This window comes from Oxalobacter aliiformigenes (genome assembly GCF_027116575.1).
Classification (GTDB): domain Bacteria; phylum Pseudomonadota; class Gammaproteobacteria; order Burkholderiales; family Burkholderiaceae_D; genus Oxalobacter; species Oxalobacter aliiformigenes.
In genome coordinates this window covers 761,087-778,174 of record NZ_CP098252.1, presented here as the reverse complement: position 1 = coordinate 778,174, position 17,088 = coordinate 761,087, and the positions used below count along the sequence as shown (strand labels likewise).

Annotated in this window: 22 protein-coding genes, 1 pseudogene and 1 riboswitch; of the genes and pseudogenes, 8 read left to right on the top strand and 15 right to left on the bottom strand. The window is 54.0% G+C overall.

Features of this window, described 5'->3' with window-relative positions:
• Nucleotides 1-47: 47 nt before the first annotated feature.
• A riboswitch (cobalamin riboswitch) is annotated at nucleotides 48-284 on the bottom strand.
• A 39-nt stretch (nucleotides 285-323) separates the two neighbouring features.
• On the top strand, nucleotides 324-1,385 hold the full coding sequence (locus NB647_RS03710; RefSeq protein WP_269284213.1) for an MBL fold metallo-hydrolase: 1,062 nt from the start codon (nucleotides 324-326) through the stop codon (nucleotides 1,383-1,385).
• 109 nt (nucleotides 1,386-1,494) lie between these two features.
• Here the strand turns inward: NB647_RS03710 and NB647_RS03705 are convergent, their stop codons facing one another.
• From NB647_RS03705 to NB647_RS03695, 3 genes are all read right to left on the bottom strand, one after another.
• Entirely contained in the window at nucleotides 1,495-1,767 is a 273-nt protein-coding gene (locus NB647_RS03705; protein ID WP_269284210.1) for a P-loop nucleotide/nucleoside kinase family protein, read from the bottom strand.
• A gap of 213 nt (nucleotides 1,768-1,980) precedes the next feature.
• On the bottom strand, nucleotides 1,981-2,826 hold the full coding sequence (locus tag NB647_RS03700) for a hypothetical protein (RefSeq protein WP_269284208.1): 846 nt from the start codon (nucleotides 2,824-2,826) through the stop codon (nucleotides 1,981-1,983).
• Between the two features lie 165 nt (nucleotides 2,827-2,991).
• Nucleotides 2,992-3,321 carry a KGG domain-containing protein gene (locus tag NB647_RS03695; RefSeq protein ID WP_269265237.1) on the bottom strand — a complete coding sequence of 110 codons (330 nt, stop codon included), beginning with the start codon at nucleotides 3,319-3,321 and terminating at the stop codon, nucleotides 2,992-2,994.
• Nucleotides 3,322-3,929: 608 nt separating this feature from the next.
• On the opposite strand from NB647_RS03695, the gene NB647_RS03690 reads away from it, so the two are divergent.
• The gene (locus tag NB647_RS03690) at nucleotides 3,930-4,736 is read left to right on the top strand and encodes a Crp/Fnr family transcriptional regulator (protein ID WP_269265806.1); all 807 of its coding nucleotides are present in this window, start codon (nucleotides 3,930-3,932) and stop codon (nucleotides 4,734-4,736) included.
• Nucleotides 4,737-4,789: 53 nt separating this feature from the next.
• On the opposite strand, the gene NB647_RS10580 is transcribed toward NB647_RS03690, so the two are convergent.
• The 11 genes and pseudogenes from NB647_RS10580 to dcd all read right to left on the bottom strand — a co-directional run bounded on the left by NB647_RS10580 (nucleotide 4,790) and on the right by dcd (nucleotide 11,406).
• On the bottom strand, nucleotides 4,790-4,969 hold the full coding sequence (locus NB647_RS10580; protein ID WP_332880339.1) for a tetratricopeptide repeat protein: 180 nt from the start codon (nucleotides 4,967-4,969) through the stop codon (nucleotides 4,790-4,792).
• Nucleotides 4,970-5,258: 289 nt separating this feature from the next.
• Nucleotides 5,259-5,399 (bottom strand): annotated as a pseudogene (locus NB647_RS10630) (YbgF trimerization domain-containing protein); the annotation flags it as partial.
• Between the two features lie 131 nt (nucleotides 5,400-5,530).
• Nucleotides 5,531-6,052 (bottom strand): peptidoglycan-associated lipoprotein Pal, encoded by a 522-nt coding sequence (gene pal / locus NB647_RS03680; protein WP_269265235.1) that lies wholly within the window; start codon nucleotides 6,050-6,052, stop codon nucleotides 5,531-5,533.
• A 19-nt stretch (nucleotides 6,053-6,071) separates the two neighbouring features.
• Nucleotides 6,072-7,361, bottom strand: a complete 1,290-nt coding sequence (gene tolB, locus NB647_RS03675) for a Tol-Pal system beta propeller repeat protein TolB (protein WP_416143576.1) — start codon at nucleotides 7,359-7,361, stop codon at nucleotides 6,072-6,074.
• Nucleotides 7,358-7,960 (bottom strand): cell envelope integrity protein TolA, encoded by a 603-nt coding sequence (gene tolA / locus NB647_RS03670; RefSeq protein ID WP_269284730.1) that lies wholly within the window; start codon nucleotides 7,958-7,960, stop codon nucleotides 7,358-7,360. The genes tolB and tolA overlap by 4 nt, the downstream gene beginning before the upstream one ends.
• Entirely contained in the window at nucleotides 7,879-8,307 is a 429-nt protein-coding gene (locus NB647_RS03665) for a hypothetical protein (RefSeq protein ID WP_269284206.1), read from the bottom strand. Before NB647_RS03665 ends, tolA begins: the two co-directional genes overlap by 82 nt.
• Nucleotides 8,308-8,751 (bottom strand): biopolymer transporter ExbD, encoded by a 444-nt coding sequence (locus NB647_RS03660; protein WP_269265233.1) that lies wholly within the window; start codon nucleotides 8,749-8,751, stop codon nucleotides 8,308-8,310.
• 10 nt (nucleotides 8,752-8,761) lie between these two features.
• Nucleotides 8,762-9,445, bottom strand: coding sequence for a protein TolQ (gene tolQ / locus NB647_RS03655; protein ID WP_269280687.1), 684 nt, complete (start codon nucleotides 9,443-9,445; stop codon nucleotides 8,762-8,764).
• A gap of 73 nt (nucleotides 9,446-9,518) precedes the next feature.
• Nucleotides 9,519-9,935 (bottom strand): tol-pal system-associated acyl-CoA thioesterase, encoded by a 417-nt coding sequence (ybgC, locus tag NB647_RS03650; protein ID WP_269265230.1) that lies wholly within the window; start codon nucleotides 9,933-9,935, stop codon nucleotides 9,519-9,521.
• Between the two features lie 88 nt (nucleotides 9,936-10,023).
• Nucleotides 10,024-10,773: a YoaK family protein gene (locus NB647_RS03645; RefSeq protein ID WP_269265228.1), complete on the bottom strand. Its 750-nt coding sequence runs from the start codon at nucleotides 10,771-10,773 to the stop codon at nucleotides 10,024-10,026.
• Between the two features lie 66 nt (nucleotides 10,774-10,839).
• On the bottom strand, nucleotides 10,840-11,406 hold the full coding sequence (gene dcd, locus NB647_RS03640) for a dCTP deaminase (RefSeq protein ID WP_269265227.1): 567 nt from the start codon (nucleotides 11,404-11,406) through the stop codon (nucleotides 10,840-10,842).
• Nucleotides 11,407-11,690: 284 nt separating this feature from the next.
• Between dcd and NB647_RS03635 the strand changes: the two genes are divergently transcribed.
• Genes NB647_RS03635 through NB647_RS03610 form a run of 6 tightly spaced genes read left to right on the top strand, consistent with a single transcriptional unit; the run spans nucleotide 11,691 to nucleotide 16,264 of the window.
• On the top strand, nucleotides 11,691-12,242 hold the full coding sequence (locus tag NB647_RS03635) for a YqgE/AlgH family protein (RefSeq protein ID WP_269265225.1): 552 nt from the start codon (nucleotides 11,691-11,693) through the stop codon (nucleotides 12,240-12,242).
• A gap of 42 nt (nucleotides 12,243-12,284) precedes the next feature.
• Complete coding sequence (gene ruvX / locus NB647_RS03630; RefSeq protein ID WP_269265224.1) at nucleotides 12,285-12,686, top strand: Holliday junction resolvase RuvX; 402 nt, start codon at nucleotides 12,285-12,287, stop codon at nucleotides 12,684-12,686.
• Nucleotides 12,667-13,179 carry a bifunctional pyr operon transcriptional regulator/uracil phosphoribosyltransferase PyrR gene (gene pyrR / locus NB647_RS03625; protein ID WP_269265223.1) on the top strand — a complete coding sequence of 171 codons (513 nt, stop codon included), beginning with the start codon at nucleotides 12,667-12,669 and terminating at the stop codon, nucleotides 13,177-13,179. Before ruvX ends, pyrR begins: the two co-directional genes overlap by 20 nt.
• Complete coding sequence (locus NB647_RS03620) at nucleotides 13,172-14,131, top strand: aspartate carbamoyltransferase catalytic subunit (RefSeq protein WP_269265222.1); 960 nt, start codon at nucleotides 13,172-13,174, stop codon at nucleotides 14,129-14,131. Before pyrR ends, NB647_RS03620 begins: the two co-directional genes overlap by 8 nt.
• A 33-nt stretch (nucleotides 14,132-14,164) precedes the next feature.
• Nucleotides 14,165-15,457: a dihydroorotase gene (locus tag NB647_RS03615; RefSeq protein WP_269265221.1), complete on the top strand. Its 1,293-nt coding sequence runs from the start codon at nucleotides 14,165-14,167 to the stop codon at nucleotides 15,455-15,457.
• Between the two features lie 12 nt (nucleotides 15,458-15,469).
• Nucleotides 15,470-16,264 carry a lysophospholipid acyltransferase family protein gene (locus NB647_RS03610; protein ID WP_269265219.1) on the top strand — a complete coding sequence of 265 codons (795 nt, stop codon included), beginning with the start codon at nucleotides 15,470-15,472 and terminating at the stop codon, nucleotides 16,262-16,264.
• On the opposite strand, the gene NB647_RS03605 is transcribed toward NB647_RS03610, so the two are convergent.
• Nucleotides 16,170-17,012: a symmetrical bis(5'-nucleosyl)-tetraphosphatase gene (locus NB647_RS03605; RefSeq protein WP_269284204.1), complete on the bottom strand. Its 843-nt coding sequence runs from the start codon at nucleotides 17,010-17,012 to the stop codon at nucleotides 16,170-16,172. The two genes, NB647_RS03610 and NB647_RS03605, sit on opposite strands and share 95 nt — an antisense overlap.
• Between the last annotated feature and the right edge of the window lie 76 nt (nucleotides 17,013-17,088).

Sequence of the window (17,088 nt, the reverse complement as noted above, 5' to 3'; positions counted from 1 at the left end):
GAAGTGAAATCGCCGGTCCGTCTTCGCGGAATTTCCCCGTCCGCGGCATAACCTGTTCCATTCCGGCCGGTATCCGGGCTACAGGCTTTTCGATCACTCGAGACCGTCATCAGACCTTCCCATGCATCTCAGGCACAGTGGTACAAGATGGATGACGGATTCCTTTCGGAACACCTGCTTACCGTTGCGGGGGCAGCACACGTTGGCCATTACAGACGGCTCCGTGTTTCCCGTTTAACCGCACATCAGAAAGATGCACTGGCACCGGAACGGGCAGATTGTAAACGAGGCCTTTGTCCTATCTCAAAATATGGTCGTTCAAGATGTCCGTTTTTTGGAAAAACCAGCTGAAAAACCACACACGCATCCGCTGGCAATTCCTCACTCTTTGCATGGGAGTATCGCAAAAACATACCGCCGACACGGTAAAATACCGGATCAAGGAGTTTCGAGCCATGCATTTTTCCAATCTGAAAAGCAACTTCCGCAAACCGGCAGGGAGCCAGACCCTGAAATGGCTGTTGGGCTGGCATGATGAAAAACGGCCGAAATCGCCGGCTACCGGGATAGTGATTCCTTACATGTATAATGACGGGCAGGGACTCTGGCGCGCGACGGCCGATACGTTGACCTGGATCGGACAGGCATCCTTTCTCATCCAGCTGGGCGGGAAAAACCTGCTGATCGATCCCGTGCTTTCCCGATCGCTCGGTTTTATCAGGCGTAATTCTCCACCCGGACTGGACTGGCCGGCCCTGCCGAAACCCGATGCGGTTTTCATCACGCACAACCATCGTGACCACATGGATGCTCCGACTCTCAAACGGCTTGGCCCGGAACCGGTCTATGTCGTTCCGAAAGGGTTGGGCCACTGGTTCCGGCACAACGGATTTTCACGCGTCATTGAGATGGGCTGGTGGCAACAGGAAGAAATCGAAGGGCTGGATGTCACGTTCGTTCCCGCCGAACACTGGAGCAGGCGCTCACTGACCGATATCAATACAAGCTGGTGGGGCGGTTATGTCATCGCCCGAAACGGCTTGTGCATCTATCACTCCGGCGATACCGGCTGGTTTGACGGTTTCTCCGGAATCGCCGAACGTTTTCCCGACATCCATGCCGCCATGCTTCCCGTCGGGGCCTATGCACCGCGCTGGTTCATGCGGGCACAGCACATCGATCCGGAAGAAGCGGTGAAAGCTTTCAGGATTCTTGGCGCGAAACAGTTCATCGGCATGCACTGGGGAACGTTCAAACTGTCCGATGAACCACTGGACGAACCGATGCATGTCTTGCCTCTCATCTGGGAAAAAGAGGAACTGGAACGGCAACGTCTGGAATCCGGTGTTCTCGGCAAAACCCTGCGGCTCGACAAGCTGGTCTGATCCGTCCGATATCTGTTTTGGCCATAAAAAATGCCGGAAACGCATTCCGGCACATTTCGATAAGTCTTCCTCTGTCAGGCTATTGTCCTTTCCCGTTCAGACAGCCGTTTCAGGACCATTCAGCCCGGTACATGTTCATCGAACCGGTGGTATCGCCTCTGTTGACAAATTCCACCAAGGAAACATTGTCATTCCGCTGCGGCCGCAAACAGACCTGTCCGACAAGAATTTCCATCGGGGCGGAAACCGAAACCAGGGCAAATGGCACCGAACGGCATTCTGCCAGTCCTGCCAACCCCATCCGGTCATTCTTTTTCAGAAAAGCGGTATCGACACATACCCGCTTCCAGCAGAATATCCGCCTTATCCGGCAACCGGTCATACACCGGTCGTTTCGCCTGTTCTTTATTCTGAAACAGCCAGAACCACGTTCTGACCTGTCTTACCCGATCCGGAAAACCGGTTTGCAGACTTTCATGACATTGTGTTGTTTTAAAACAACACAATGTCAGACACAATCAACCACCTTGCTTCAGGAAACGCCTATAAACCGGTTCGGCCGGATCTTTCATTGGCACGGTCAACATCCGGTGAATCAGTCTATCAACCGGCTTTCTTTCGGCATGCGCGGGAATCCGTTCTGGCCCCAGATACTGCGGAAAGCATATTTCGCTCCCATGATCCCTCCGCATACACTGGCAACCAGGGAGAGCGCCACCCCGATAAATACCATCCAGGCCGCTGCAGTCACCGCTCTGACCAGCTGTTGAGGCGAAATCAGCTGTTCGGACGCAATGATGGTCGAACTGCCGATCTGATCCATTGCATTATTGACAACGGAAACGGCACGCGGAGACTCGACTCCCAGAGACGTCAGATAAACGATCGCCTCGTCGCGCTGACCGGCTTGCAAGTATTGCTGCAACTGCTGCAGATTGGCCGCACTCAATTCACCGCCGAGTTCCTGACGCAGTTGCGTGGCGACTGCCGGTGGCATATTGGCGGTTGTACCGGAATAAACGACTGTCGTATCGGCGGCGGAATACAACCCGTTGAGTATCGCCCCGGCCGTCGTCGACAGCATCACGGCAAACAGCAGCATGGAAACGGCCCAGGTAACGGCGCCATACATGGAACCATCGCTTTTCCGTCTCGAACCGGACATGCGTGCAGCGAAAAATCCACCGGCAAAAGCGGAAATAAGCAAAGAAACAATCGTCCACAACATCGGGCCGAAACCGGAACTTTCTCCCGACGTATTGTTCATGACAGAAAGACCTCCGGCAATACCGAGAATGCCCAAAAGGGTCTGAACGGATATACCGACGACCACCCCGGCAAAAATGGCTCCCCATCGTATCGTCGGGAGCATCAAACGTTTCGTCTCATCGACCTGCATCCGGTCGTTGATGGTGTGTTCTTCAATTTTGACTGCCGTCATCCTATTCTCCTTTTCATGATTTGATTCAGGCCAGAAAACCGGCACCAAACCGTTTCGGAAAAAAACGGGGAGCAACAGATCTTCCTGACTCCCCGTCTTTCCTTCATGTATGGCAGGGGATGTTTGAACATCCGTCCGGACAAATCCTCAAACACCCGTCACCGTTCAGTTTCTGGCGCTGTCTCCCATAGACCGCGATGAAGCCGAACGGGAGCTCGATCCTCCCTTGCGGCCGATAGCGGCCATATGGGCACGATCCCGGCTGACGGCAGTACCTCCCTTGCGACCTGCTTCACGCGCTTCCTCGGAGGTGAACTGATGAGCGGTTCCCTTGGCATGGGCCGCTTTTCCTCCCATACTGGCGATTTCGCGTTGTTTCTCAGGGCTCATGGCGGCAAAACCGCGTTTGGAAGGCGTGCTGCGGGAGCTCGAGGACTTGGAGCTTGCGCTCATACCGGACTTGCTCCCGGAATTGTTTTTGGATTGTGAAGCCATAATGATCCTCCATGTGAAATTCACTTTTCAGTCTGAAACTCGACGAATTCCCGACTCTGGTTTCAATAAAATCAATGATTTGAAAACTTCATCAATCGATTGAATGACTACGTGGACTTTGAGACAGCCTTCTTTCAAAAGTTCCTGGCCCGGGGAGAATCGAATCGGGAGCCATGGATAGAACAAACGTCGTACATCGGAACAAGGCAGCAGACGGAAAAAACGACCATTTCCGGTTCAAAAAGAGACCGGGAAAAATTTCCGGAAAGAAATTTTCAGGGAAAACGGAATTTTTTCGCGTTGTTCACTGAAAAAGAAAACCCCTCCGTTTATCAAAAATCAACATCTGCCCTGTTGCCAGGAATGAGAATGTAAGAAAATTCCTACAACAAGAGTTATTAATCTGACAACAACATTAATCCTTGGCTGATATTCACAAACCGGGCAAATTGACATAATTCAAACAACAGGATCGCTGATTGCGGTATTGATCAGTCTGTAGACAAAAATTAATGAATAATTCATAACAATCACTTTAACTGGAGGTTCCGATGATGTTTTCACCCAATTCGAACAAACCCTTTCAGGACACGGCTTATTCTTCCTCCATGGAAGCCGGCCGGCAAAAGAACGGAAAACTCTGGTCGAACCTGAGAGACGTTTGTTCCCTTCTGCGGATTCCTGCACCGAACAACACTCCGGTCTCCAATGAAGAAGTCCTTTTCCAGCATGTCCAGTTCAAGACCGGCCAACGGATCCATACTATCGGGCAACCATTCGAAATGCTTTACATCGTCAATTCCGGCTTCCTCAAAACCGTCATGATCGACGAACTCGGCAACGAGCAGGTACTTTCATTTCCCATGAAATCCGATTTGCTGGGAGTGGATGGCATTCACAGCAAATTCCACACATCCGAAGCCGTCGCCCTCTCCGACTGTGATCTGATACTGGTCCCGTTCAAAAAACTGACTGCACTGGGCAAAAATTATCCGGAACTCGAACACGCCATGTACGGAGTCATGAGCAGGGAACTGGTGCGGGAACAGGCGATGATCTGCATGCTGGGGACACTTTCTGCCGAGGGACGCGTCGCCCGTTTTCTGGTTTCGTTGTCCGACCGTTTCGCACAAATGGGATATTCCCACCGGATTTTCAATCTCCGCATGACCCGACACGAAATCGGAAGCTACATCGGGCTGACACTCGAAACGGTCAGCCGTACCTTGTCGGCCCTTCATGAAATCGGCTGGATCAGCGTCGATCAGAAAACCATCGAAATCAAGGATCTGAATGCCCTGCGCAACCTGAGACGCTTGCCGACGGCCAAGGCACGCAAGGAAAAGAAAGTGGCAGCCGCCACTGCCGCTTCCCTGTCGAAACAGCAGAATGCCGGACAGCATGCCTCTCTTTGATATCTCTTGAAAAAAAGGGGATCGCGAAGATCCCCTTTGAACAGCTTGTCCGGCTACCCCAGCTGGGCCAGTCTTTCTTTTGCCTTCTTGGCCGCTTCCGTCCCGGGATACTTCCTGATCAGTTCCGAAAGCGTTTTTCTCGCCGAAGCGAGATCGCTCAGGCCGATCTGGCAACTCGCCATATTCAGCATGGCATCGGGCGTCACCGGATTTTTCGGATAACGCCGGACCACGGCCGACTGGTTTTTTCAGCGCATTTTTATAATCCTTTTGCAGATAATAGGCGTTCCCCATCTGATACTGGGCCTTGGCGATCAGATGAGACTTGGGAAAACGTTTCAGAAAATCCGCATAGGCGGCAATGGCATCCTTGTAACTGCCGGATGTAAAAAGTTCTTCCGCACGGCTGAAAGACTGCCCTTCATCGGCTTCAACCGTGACCTCTTTTCCATTGACCACCATTTGCTGGGGTTCCAGTTTTTTCAGACGGGTATCGAGATCCAGATAAAAATCTTTCTGGCGGCTTTCCAGTGTGTCGACCTGATTGGTCAATACCTCGATCTGGCCGCGCAACCGGGCGATTTCCTCACGCAAGGCCTCATTCTGGTTAGCCACTTCAAGAAGACTGGCCTTGTCGGCCTTTTCCTCTTCGACTTCCTTCATTTTGGCACGCATGTCGAGAATGTGCCGGCGCGCCTCGTCATCCTCGAACAAGGCGGCACCGGCCTCATGAACAGGAAACCAGGTACACGCGACGAGCAACGCGATCAGCAAGCGGGACTGTCTTTTCATGATTACTGGTAAACGATATCGGCACGACGGTTTTCAGCCCAAGCAGCTTCATTGTTGCCGGTCGCTCTCGGTTTTTCCTTGCCGAACGACACCGCTTCCATCTGGTCATCGGAAACCCCCATCAGTGACATGGCCTTGCGAACGGCTTCGGCACGCTTCTGGCCCAGTGCCAGATTGTATTCACTGCCGCCACGATCATCGGTATTGCCCTGGATGATGACCTTGCGGTTCCTGTGGGAATTCAGATAACGTGAATGTGCATCGACAACAGACTGGTATTCGTTCTTGACGACATAACTGTCGAAATCGAAATAGACGCTGCGCTGTGCCAGCTCGCCTTTCGGATCATTCAACGGATCAGTGGATACCGCGTCGACCATTCCGACCTGACGCGAGTCAGCAGAAGAGGATGATCCCGTCCTGTCTTCGATCGGCGCCGCTTCATCCAGCTTGACCGATGAACCGCACGCAGTCAATACCAGTGCACCTGCCACAACAACAACCAGTTTCTTCAATTCGAACATGTTGATTCCTTTATAAACATTACTTCATGAATGGACCCCATGAGGGTTCACGAACATCGGCAGCTTTCATTGTCAGACGCTGTTTGACGCGTCCGTCAACCGAAACCACTGAAATCACACCACGGCGACCGGCACCGGTCGCATACATAACAAACTGACCGTTCGGGGAAAAACTCGGCGATTCATCCCGGGATGTATCCGATAACCGCTGTTCCTGTCCGTTTTCCAGATCCATCAGATACAGCTGGAAACCGCCGTTGCGCCGTGAAATATAGGCCAACGACTTGCCATCCGGCGAAACGCGGGGGCTGATATTGTAGTTGCCAGCAAAGGTCACGCGCTGTGCATCGCCACCGTTGACGCTGGTTCTGTATATTTGCGGGCCGCCACTGCGGTCGCTGGTGAAATAGATCCACCGGCCATCAGCCGAAAACTGCGGTTCCGTATTGATACTGCGGGTATTGGTCAGCTGTTGCAGACCGCCTCCGGTGGCATTGACGGTATAAATCTGGGTATAACCATTTCTGGACAGAGCCACTGCCAGTCTCGAGCCATCCGGCGACCAGGATGGCGCCGAATTGTTCCCTTTGTAATTGGCCACGACAGTCCGCTGGCGGGTCACCAGATTCTGGACATAGACGACCGGTTTTTTGGCCTCGAAAGACACATAGGCGACCCGGGTGCCGTCCGGCGACCAGGAGGGAGAAATGATCGGTTCTTTCGACCTTAAGGCGACCTGCCTGCCTTCACCGTCGGAATCGGCGATTTCGAGACGGTATTCGTTCCCCGCCCTGACGACATAGGCGATCCGCGTCGAAAACATTCCCTTGATTCCCGTCAGTTTTTCATAAATGTCATCGGCTATCTTGTGAGCCGTCACACGGGTCATCTGGGCCGGTGCCACCATGGACAGGGCGGACAATTGCGACGCCCTGCCGAGATCGAAAAGACGGTAACGCACATCGACTTTCCCATCCGCGGTCTTTTCGACCGAACCGACGACCAGTGCATCGGCCCCGTTCGCTTTCCATTTCGTGTAATCGATCGATGCGGATTCAGGCAGGACCGCATCCGTTCCGACCAGCCTGAACAGTCCCGTTCTGGCCAGATCGGCCTTGATGATGTCGGTCACTTTCCGGGGGACGGCCGCCTCATTGGCAAAACCGGCGATCGTCACCGGAATCTGGCTGGCGCCGACACCGGATATCTGGATATCCAGATGATCCTGCGCAAAAACATGAGCCGTCACCAAAAGCGACAGACCAAGGGTCAATAAGGAACGGTATAACGATTTTGTATTCACATTCAACTCTTCGGTTTATGCGTCAATGTAAATCCGGACGGTACTCGTCCCGACCGGTCCTTGGGATAAGGCGCGGATTTCTCGATAGCTCTTTTTACCGCTTCATCGAATCCGGCAATACCCGACGATTTGCGTTTACGTATATTACGCAAAGTTCCATCCGGCAGCAATTCGACATCATACACAACCGGCGGGTTCCCCGTCAGCGATGGCGGCACGTTAAACGATGTATTGGACTTGATTTTCGCCGCCACTTTCTGGATATAACCGCCATCGGCCTTGCCCGGTCCGGTGGAATAAGGAGAAGTGCCACTGCCTCCGCTACCGGTCGGGCCACTTGTAGCCGTACCGCCCCCACCGGAGCCCTTGCCTTTTCCGCCACCGCTTCCGCCGCCGGCGATCCGCCGCGCTTCCTGATCCAGCAAAAGCTTCGCGCGGCGGGCGGCCTGTTCATCCGCCTTCTGTTTTTTCTTCGCCTCATCCGCTTCTTTCTTGCGGCGAGCCTGTTCCTCCTGCTGCTGTTTCAGTTCCTCGGCACGTCGTTTCGCTTCGGCTTTCTTCTCCTGTTCCGCTTTCTTTTCGGCTTGTCTCTTTTCCTGTTCCAGAGCGATATCGGGTCGTGAATCCCTGACCGGTTCACGGTTTTCCGCTCTGGCCGGAGATGCAGGAGGGGGGGCGATGCCGGCTCGCTGGCCGAAACAGGTTGTTCGGCCCGCTCAGGTGCCGCCAGTTCAGACCGTTCGCCGGCAGCAAGCGGCGCCGCCTCCCTGACCTTGATGTCCCAGACTTCCGCCTCGACCATATCGCCGGTATCGGCCTGCCAGCTGACTCCGATCCATAAAAAGGTCACCAGTACGACGTGAACCAGCAGAGCCAGCACAAATGCCGGTTTCAGCTTCTTTTCCCGGGGAATGGAGAGCAGACCGTTTTCCATCGCGAAATGCCAATCCATTTATCGAGTCGCCAGCCCCACCCGTTTGATACCCATCTTTTTCGCGTCGGATATCACCTGGATGACCTCGTTATAAATAATATTCTTGTCCGCCGCGATCAGAACCGGCAAATCCGGGTTTTCCGCATGCAGGATTTGCAGATTCTGCATCAGGGCATCCTTGTCGGGTACGGATTCGAAAACATCCCGGCCTTTCCCGGGCCGGTGAATGCCGATTTCCGCCGAAACATCGGGGCGCAGGGATATCTGGATATAATCGGAAGGCGGCAAGGCCGTCCGTTCCGCCGTGGGCAGATCGACAACCCCCGGATTGGTCACTGGCGCCACGACCATGAAAATGACGAGCAAAACCAGCATGACGTCGATATAGGGCACCACGTTGATTTCGGACTTGAACTTGTTTCTCCGTCCGCTTCTCAATGAACCTGAAATCTGTTCGGACATATTTCACCTGTTACGACTGTCTCTGGAGAATATTGGAAAATTCCTCAATGAACGTTTCGAAACGGATGGACAACCGGTCGATATCGTGAGAATAACGGTTATAGGCAACCACTGCCGGAATCGCGGCGAACAGGCCGATTGCCGTGGCGATCAGCGCTTCGGCAATCCCCGGAGCGACCGTAGCCAGTGTCGCCTGATGCACATTCGCCAGCCCGCGAAACGCGTTCATGATGCCCCAGACCGTCCCGAAAAGACCGACATAGGGAGAAACGGAACCGACTGACGCCAGAAACGCCAGATGGGATTCCAGATTGTCCATTTCCCGCTGGTACGCCGCCCTCATCGCCCGTCGGGCGCCATCGAGCACAGCGACCGTATCCTGGGCGGAATGGCCGGTCATGGCACTTTTCCCCTTGATGTACTCTCCCATTCCGGCATAGAAAATCCTTTCCAGCGCCCCGGTCCGGTTGCTGCTGCCGGCCCGCTGATACAGACTTTGCAGGTTGCCGCCTGACCAGAAAGCCTGCTCGAAACTGCCTGTTTCCGCCCTGGCGTTTTTGATGGCGAACATTTTCTGGAAAATGAATGTCCAGCTCATCAGCGACACAACAAGAAGCAGCAGCATGATCAGCTGCACGAGCAACGATGCATTGGAAATCAGTGAAATGAACGATAAATCCTGGGAAACTGTCATTTTTCGGTGTTAGCTATAGGTTGAAACCCAGGCCGTTTCCATCAGAACGGCCCTCCTTCTGGTCCGGTTTTTTTCAGTCATGCTCCCGCCCGGCCAGCATTTTTTCAGCGACCATTTCAGGTATCGGTACCGGCCTCATTCTGTTTTTGTCGACACAGACTATTTTCGTTCTTGCAGTCGAAAGCAATGTATCGCCTCTCCAGACAGCCTGGTCGAATTCGAGAGATGCCCCTCGCATTCCGGAAATTTCGGCAGTGACCTGCAAATGATCGTCCAGTACGGCCGAACGTTTGTATTCCACCGATACATTCTTCACCACGAACAGAATGCCATACTCATCCTTCAGAAACTGCTGCCCGATTCCGAGCGAACGAAGCCATTCCGTCCGGGCACGCTCGTAAAATTTCAGATAATTCCCGTAGAAAACGACACCGCCGGCATCGGTGTCCTCAAAATACACTCTGACAGGCCATATGAAAGGATTCGGCATTTATTTTTCCAGAATTCGAGATGCGGATAAACTAGCGCTTAACAGAACAACAATCAAGCGTTATTTGCGGATTATTTGCCGATCCGGCTTACCGGAAAAAACGCCTGATGTCGTCGAACACGGGAATGATCGCCAGAATGATCAGCGCGCCCGCAAGCGGAAAAGTCGCCAGATAACCTATCCACTTGAAACCGAATGCGCCGATGGTCCCGCCCAGAAAAAACATGACCAGAAGCCCTGACAGCAGATAGAGCTTGCCCCTGTTGGCTTTGACATAGGCCTCGTCTTCCTTGTCCACTTTCCGGTTCCAGTAAAACAGTTTGCCCAGTTCGATACCGATATCGGTCACGATACCGGTCATGTGCGTCGTGCGGATAACGGCCCGGGAGATACGGGTAATGATGGCATTCTGCAATCCCATCAGAAAGCAGAGCAGCATGACCGTCATCGAGACGAAAAGTCCCATATGCCGGTGCAGCTTGCCTCCCATAAAGCCGAAACACAAAAGCAGCACCGCCTCGAAAATCAGCGGCAGGGCATATTCACTCTGAAGCCGTTTTCCACGCGCCCAATTGACCATCACTTCCGTCAGGCCGGCACCGACCATGAAACAGACCATCGCACCGACACTGGCCAGAACCAGATTGAAATTGCCGATCGCCAGCCCGTCGGCCATACTGGAGACGATCCCCGTCATGTGAGACGTATATTGCTGGACAGCAAGGAATCCGCCGGCATTCATGGCTCCGGCAATAAAAGCCAGCGAAAGCCCAAGGTGGATATCCGCCTTGACACTCCGCTCCACTCCCGTCAAATTGCGCAGATAAAAGATCAGCATAGCTTCCGACCCGATACAACGTTAGCACACTACCCGTTCAATCCGTCAAAACACATCCCTCGCGAATCATGCTTTCGGCAATGTCACACCAACCTGCCCCTGATATTTGCCGTTACGGTCCCGGTAAGACGTTTCGCACACTTCATCACTTTCGAAAAACAGGACCTGGGCGCACCCTTCCCAGGCATAAATCTTGGCCGGCAGCGGCGTCGTATTGGAAAACTCCAAGGTGACATAACCCTCCCATTCCGGCTCGAAAGGCGTCACATTGACGATAATGCCGCACCGAGCATATGTCGATTTTCCGAGACAGACCGTCAGCACATTACGCGGGATACGGAAATATTCAACCGTTCTGGCCAGCGCGAACGAATTGGGCGGAATGATGCAGACATCGCTTTTTACATCGACGAACGAATTCTCGTCGAAATTCTTGGGATCGACGATCGTGCTGTTGATGTTGGTGAAAATCTTGAATTCGTCGGCACAGCGGATATCGTAACCGTACGAGGACACGCCATAGGAGACGATCTTCTTGTCATTGACGGAACGGACCTGACCGGGTTCGAACGGTTCGATCATTTTCTGTTCCTCGGCCATACGCCGGATCCATTTATCAGATTTGATACTCATTTTGACTGGCAAAATAAAATCGATCGGGACAGCGGAAAAGCACACGTCGCTTTTGCTGCAAATTCCATGTATTTTACCCTGCTTTATCCCGGGAATGCCATTAAATGACGTCTCCGGTTCAACCGTTTGACGCATTTCCGGTCGCAATCCGGTTTTTGCCGGAAAGTCTCTCCCCGAAAACATGAATTCGTGAGTGAAACGGACGAACACTGATACAATATCGACAGGTGCCGTTGCACCGGAACCTGTTTCAATTCGTACCTGTAACCGGATGACCCACAGTCATGAATCTTTCGAATCATTTCCTGATAGCGATGCCATCGATGCATGATCCGATCTTCGGCGGCAGCGTGGTTTATCTCTGCGAACATAACGAACGCGGAGCGCTCGGCGTCGTCATCAACAAACCGATGGACATTACGGTCGGCCATCTGCTGGAGAGACTGAATATGAAACTGGAGATTCCCTCGCCCGTTCAGGAACCCGTCATGTTCGGAGGACCGGTACAGGAAGACCGGGGTTTCGTTCTGCATTCTCCCGATACGGAATTCACTTCCATGCTGAAAATCTCGGATCAGGTCGCCTTCACGACATCCCGCGACATTCTGGAAGCCATCGCCTCCGGAACAGGACCGCAAAGACTCCTTGTCAGCATCGGCTATGCCGGCTGGAGTGCCGGACAACTCGAAGACGAAATCAGCCGCAACGGCTGGCTGACCGTTGCCGCGGATCCTTCCATAATCTTTGATTTGCCTATCCATGAGCGATATACTGCAGCTATCCGTCTTCTCGGTTTCGATCCATCGCGCCTGACCTGCGAGGTGGGACATGCCTAGTTGCGGACTGTTCGCATTTCACGTTTTCACGGCAGGCACACGATGAACGTCACCCCTTCTGTCATCCTCGGTTTCGATTTCGGGCTGAAACGGATCGGCTGCGCCATCGGAAACGATCTCTCGAAAAGCGCGCGACCGCTGACGATCATCCGCGCCGAGGCGAATGCGGCACGGTTTGCCGAAATCGGGGAACTGATCAGAAAATGGCAACCGGCAAGACTGGTGGTGGGACTCCCGACCCATCCCGACGGGACGGAACATGAAATGACGAAACGCTGCCGTCGCTTCGCCAATCAGCTGCACGGCCGTTTTTCACGGGAAACCATTCTGGTCGATGAGCGGTATACTTCATCCGTTCTGAATTTTAAACGTGGCGAAGCGGACGATGCCCACGCCGCCGCCCTTATCTTGCAACAGTATTTCGATGAATCCATCCATAACTGAACTGAATGCGGAAACGCTTTACGCCCGACTTTTGACACAGATCCGCGAAGCACTGGCGGACAAGCCGAAAGTCGCCATCGTCGGAATCCGTTCCGGCGGAGCCTGGATCGCCGAACGGATTGTTTCCGATCTCGGACTGGAAAATCCTCCCGGTTTTATCGACGTCTCCTTTTACCGGGATGACTATGCCGAAAAAGGACTGCCGGCCGAAGTGAAACCGACACAGATCCCGTTCGACGTGGAAGGATCCACCATTTTACTGATCGACGACGTGCTCTACACCGGCCGAACGACCCGTGCCGCCATCAACGAACTGTTCGACTACGGCCGGCCGGCCTGCATTCTTCTGGCCGCCCTGATCGACAGGGGCGGACGGGAACTGCCCATTGCCGCCGATTTCGTCGCGGCCGGCGTCTCGCTGGACAAAAACGAAAAACTGGTCCTGAACCGGACTGACAACAACACTTTTTCTCTGACGGTGGAAAATGCCTAATCCTCAACTAAACAGCAACGGCGAGCTCCGGCACTTGCTGGCTTTGCATGGCTTGCCGAAAGAAATCCTGACCTACATTCTGGACACCGCTTCCTCGTTCGTCAGCGTCTCCGACCGGGAAGTCAAGAAAGTTCCCCTAATGCGCGGCAAAAGCGTATTCAATCTTTTCTTCGAGAATTCGACCCGGACACGGACGACCTTCGAAATCGCGGCCAAACGGCTTTCCGCCGACGTCATCAACCTGAACATCGCCTCCTCATCCACCAGCAAGGGAGAATCGCTGCTCGACACCGTCGACAATCTGACCGCGATGCATGCCGACATGTTCGTTGTCCGCCATGCCCAGTCCGGCGCACCCTTTCTGATCGCCCGGCACCTGAACGAGCACGGGCTGGATCACATCCACGTCGTCAATGCCGGTGACGGCCGGCATGCCCATCCGACCCAGGGACTTCTGGACATGTACACGATCCGTCACTACAAAAAGGATTTCACCCAACTGAAAGTCGCCATTGTCGGAGATGTCCTTCACAGCCGCGTCGCCCGTTCCGATATCCATGCCATGAAAACGCTCGGCGTTCCCGAAATCCGGGTCATCGGCCCGACCACGCTTCTGGCTCCCGCCATGAAAGACATGGGGATCCGCATGTTCAACGACATGAACGAAGGCTTGAAGGGTGTCGATGTTATCATCATGCTGCGTGTCCAGAATGAACGCATCAACGGGGCATTGCTGCCATCCGCACAGGAATTTTTCAAGAGCTACGGACTGACGCCCGAACGGCTTGCCCTGGCCAAGCCGGATGCCATTGTCATGCATCCCGGACCGATGAATCGCGGTGTTGAAATCGATTCTGCCGTAGCCGACGGCAATCAGGCCGTCATTCTCTCGCAGGTCACCTATGGCATTGCCGTCAGAATGGCCGTCATGAGCATTCTGGCCGGCAACTAGGCGAAACCGGACAGTTTTTGAGGACATACTGGAATGAAACTTCTTATCGAAAACGGACGACTGATCGATCCTGCCAACCATATCGACGGAATCAGAAACATTGCTGTAGCCGATGGAAAAATCGTTGCCATTACGGAAGCGGACGTTCCTGTTTCCGGATTTTCCCCGGACAGGACTATTGATGCCGGCGGCCTCGTCGTCTCCCCCGGATTCGTCGATCTGGCCGCCCGGCTGCGTGAACCGGGTTACGAACACAAGGCGACACTGGAATCCGAAATGCAGGCGGCGGTCGCAGGCGGCGTAACCAGTCTTGTCTGTCCGCCGGATACCGATCCCGTACTGGATGAACCGGGACTGGTCGAAATGCTGAAATACCGCGCTGCGGCCAGAAACCAGGCCCATGTCTACCCGCTCGGCGCCCTGACCGTTGGCCTGAAAGGCCAGAAACTGACGGAAATGGCGGAGCTGACCGACGCCGGCTGCATCGGTTTTTCCCACGCCAATGAACCGATTCCGGATACCGAAGTGTTGCTGCGAGCCCTGCAATACGCCAACTCGTTCAATTACTGTTCGTGGCTGCGGCCGGAAGACCCGTTCCTCGCCCGAAACGGCATGGCCCATTCGGGCCAGGTTGCCGCCGCACTCGGCCTGATCGGCATTCCCGCCATTGCCGAAACCGTCAGCCTGCATACGATTTTCGAACTGATGCGGGTCACCGGTGCACGGGTACACCTGTGCCGCCTGTCAACAGCCAAGGGCATCGAACTTGTCCGTCAGGCGAAACAGGAAAGACTGCCGGTCACCTGCGATGTCGGAATCCATCATCTCCATCTGACGGAAGACGACATCGATTATTTTGATACAAATGCCCGCCTGACCCCGCCCCTTCGTTCGCACGCTGACCGTGACGCCATCACACAGGGGCTGCTTGACGGTACCATCGACGCCATCTGTTCGGACCACACTCCCGTTGACGACGACGAGAAACTGTTGCCGTTCGGTGAGGCCACACCGGGCGCCACCGGTCTCGAACTGTTTCTCTCGCTGACACTGAAATGGATGCGGGAACGCGGAAGCGGCGACGATATGCTCGGAAAGGCCATCGCCAAAATCACTTCCGATCCGGCCAGAATTCTCGGGCTTTCCTGCGGCCGTCTGGACATCGGCGCCAATGCGGACATCTGTATTTTCGACCCGGCTGCCAGCTGGACAGTCACGGCATCGAAACTGGCAAGCCAGGGCAAGCACACGCCGTTCCTCGGAAAAAACATCCCCGGCTGTGTCCGTTTCACTCTGGTTGAAGGACGCATCGCTTTTGAACGGTAAAAGAATGCCATCATGAAATCGTTTTTCTGCTTTTTCCGCCTGTTGATGCATACACTGGGCGCTTTCGTCTATGGTACCGTGGTTTATCCGTTCATCGACGATTCGAAAAAAAACCTGTACGTCCAGAAATGGTCCAGAAAACTGCTGGATATCTGCGGCGTGACCGTGAAAATCGTCAATCCGGAACTGTTGTCGCCCAGATCGCTGATCGTCGCCAATCACGTTTCATGGCTGGACATTTTCCTGATCTACTCGGTCGTATCCGGCCATTTCATCGCCAAGGCGGACATGGCACACTGGCCCATGGTCGGCTGGCTGTCCCGGAAAACCGGAACGCTGTTTCTCGAACGCAGCAGTGCACGGAACCTCAAAAGCACACTGGAAACACTGGTCAGAAACCTGCAGGCCCGGGAACGCTGCATCTTCTTTCCGGAAGGCACGACCGGCAGACAGGGAAACATGTTGCCGTTCCATCCCAATCTGTTCGAAGGCGCCATCAATGCCGGACTGCCGGTTCAGCCCTTCGCCCTGAAATACGTTAACAGAAACGGGGAATACGAACCGGCCGTCGACTCCAGTGGCGATATCAGTCTTGCCCGAAGCATGAAAAACGTTTTCAATTCGGATTACATCATGGCCGAACTGACCATTCTGCCGGTCATCGATACCACCGGCATGCACCGCAAAGCCCTTGCCCGTCAGGCACAGGATGTTATCTCGTCGGTTTTGCCGGCAAATCCCCCGGTTCCAGGAAACCGGGACAATCCACCTGAAACAGCGCCCGATCGTCAAGACGCACAGCCGTAAGTTTTCCCCCCCAGACGCAACCGGTATCCAGTGAAACCAGATTATCGCGCAACAGGAGGCCCAGTGTGGACCAGTGGCCGAATACCACGGTATCCTCCCGGGTTTTTCTGCCGGGAACGTCGAACCAGGGCATGTATCCCTGTGGCGCCTCGTTCGTTCCCATCTTGCTGGCGAATTCCATTTGGCCATCGGCTGTGCAAAAGCGAAGTCTCGTCAGTCCATTGACGATACAGCGCAGGCGAGCCGTTCCGGTCAGACTGTCGTCCCATTTGTCCGGCAGATTGCCATACATTTCCGCCAGAAAATCCTTCCAGTCAGACCCGCGCAAAACATGCTCGACTTCATGAGCCAGTTCCATCGTTACCGTCAGATCCCATTGCGGCAATACACCGGCATGAACCAGCAAAATACCATTGGCGGTATAGGCCATCGGACGATGCCGCAACCAGTCGATCAATTCTTCCCTGTCCGGTGCATCCAGAATGGGCTGGACGGAATCGCCCGACTTCATTTTGCGGATTCCCGATGCCACCGCCAGAAGATGCAAATCGTGATTGCCGAGAACCGCCACCGCTCTCTCGCCCAGATCCCTCACCATTCTCAGCGTTTCCAGTGAAGCCGGTCCCCGATTGACCAGATCTCCTGCGAAAAGCAGTTTCGCACCCGGTGTTTCATCCTCAATGATTCCGAACAGTTCGCGCAACTGTGGTTGACATCCCTGGATGTCTCCCAATGCATAAGTCGTCATGATTTCGCTGATAACCAAAATGAAAAAACACTAGTTTAAACGGGAAAAGAAAAACGGCAATGCCCCCGGATCAATT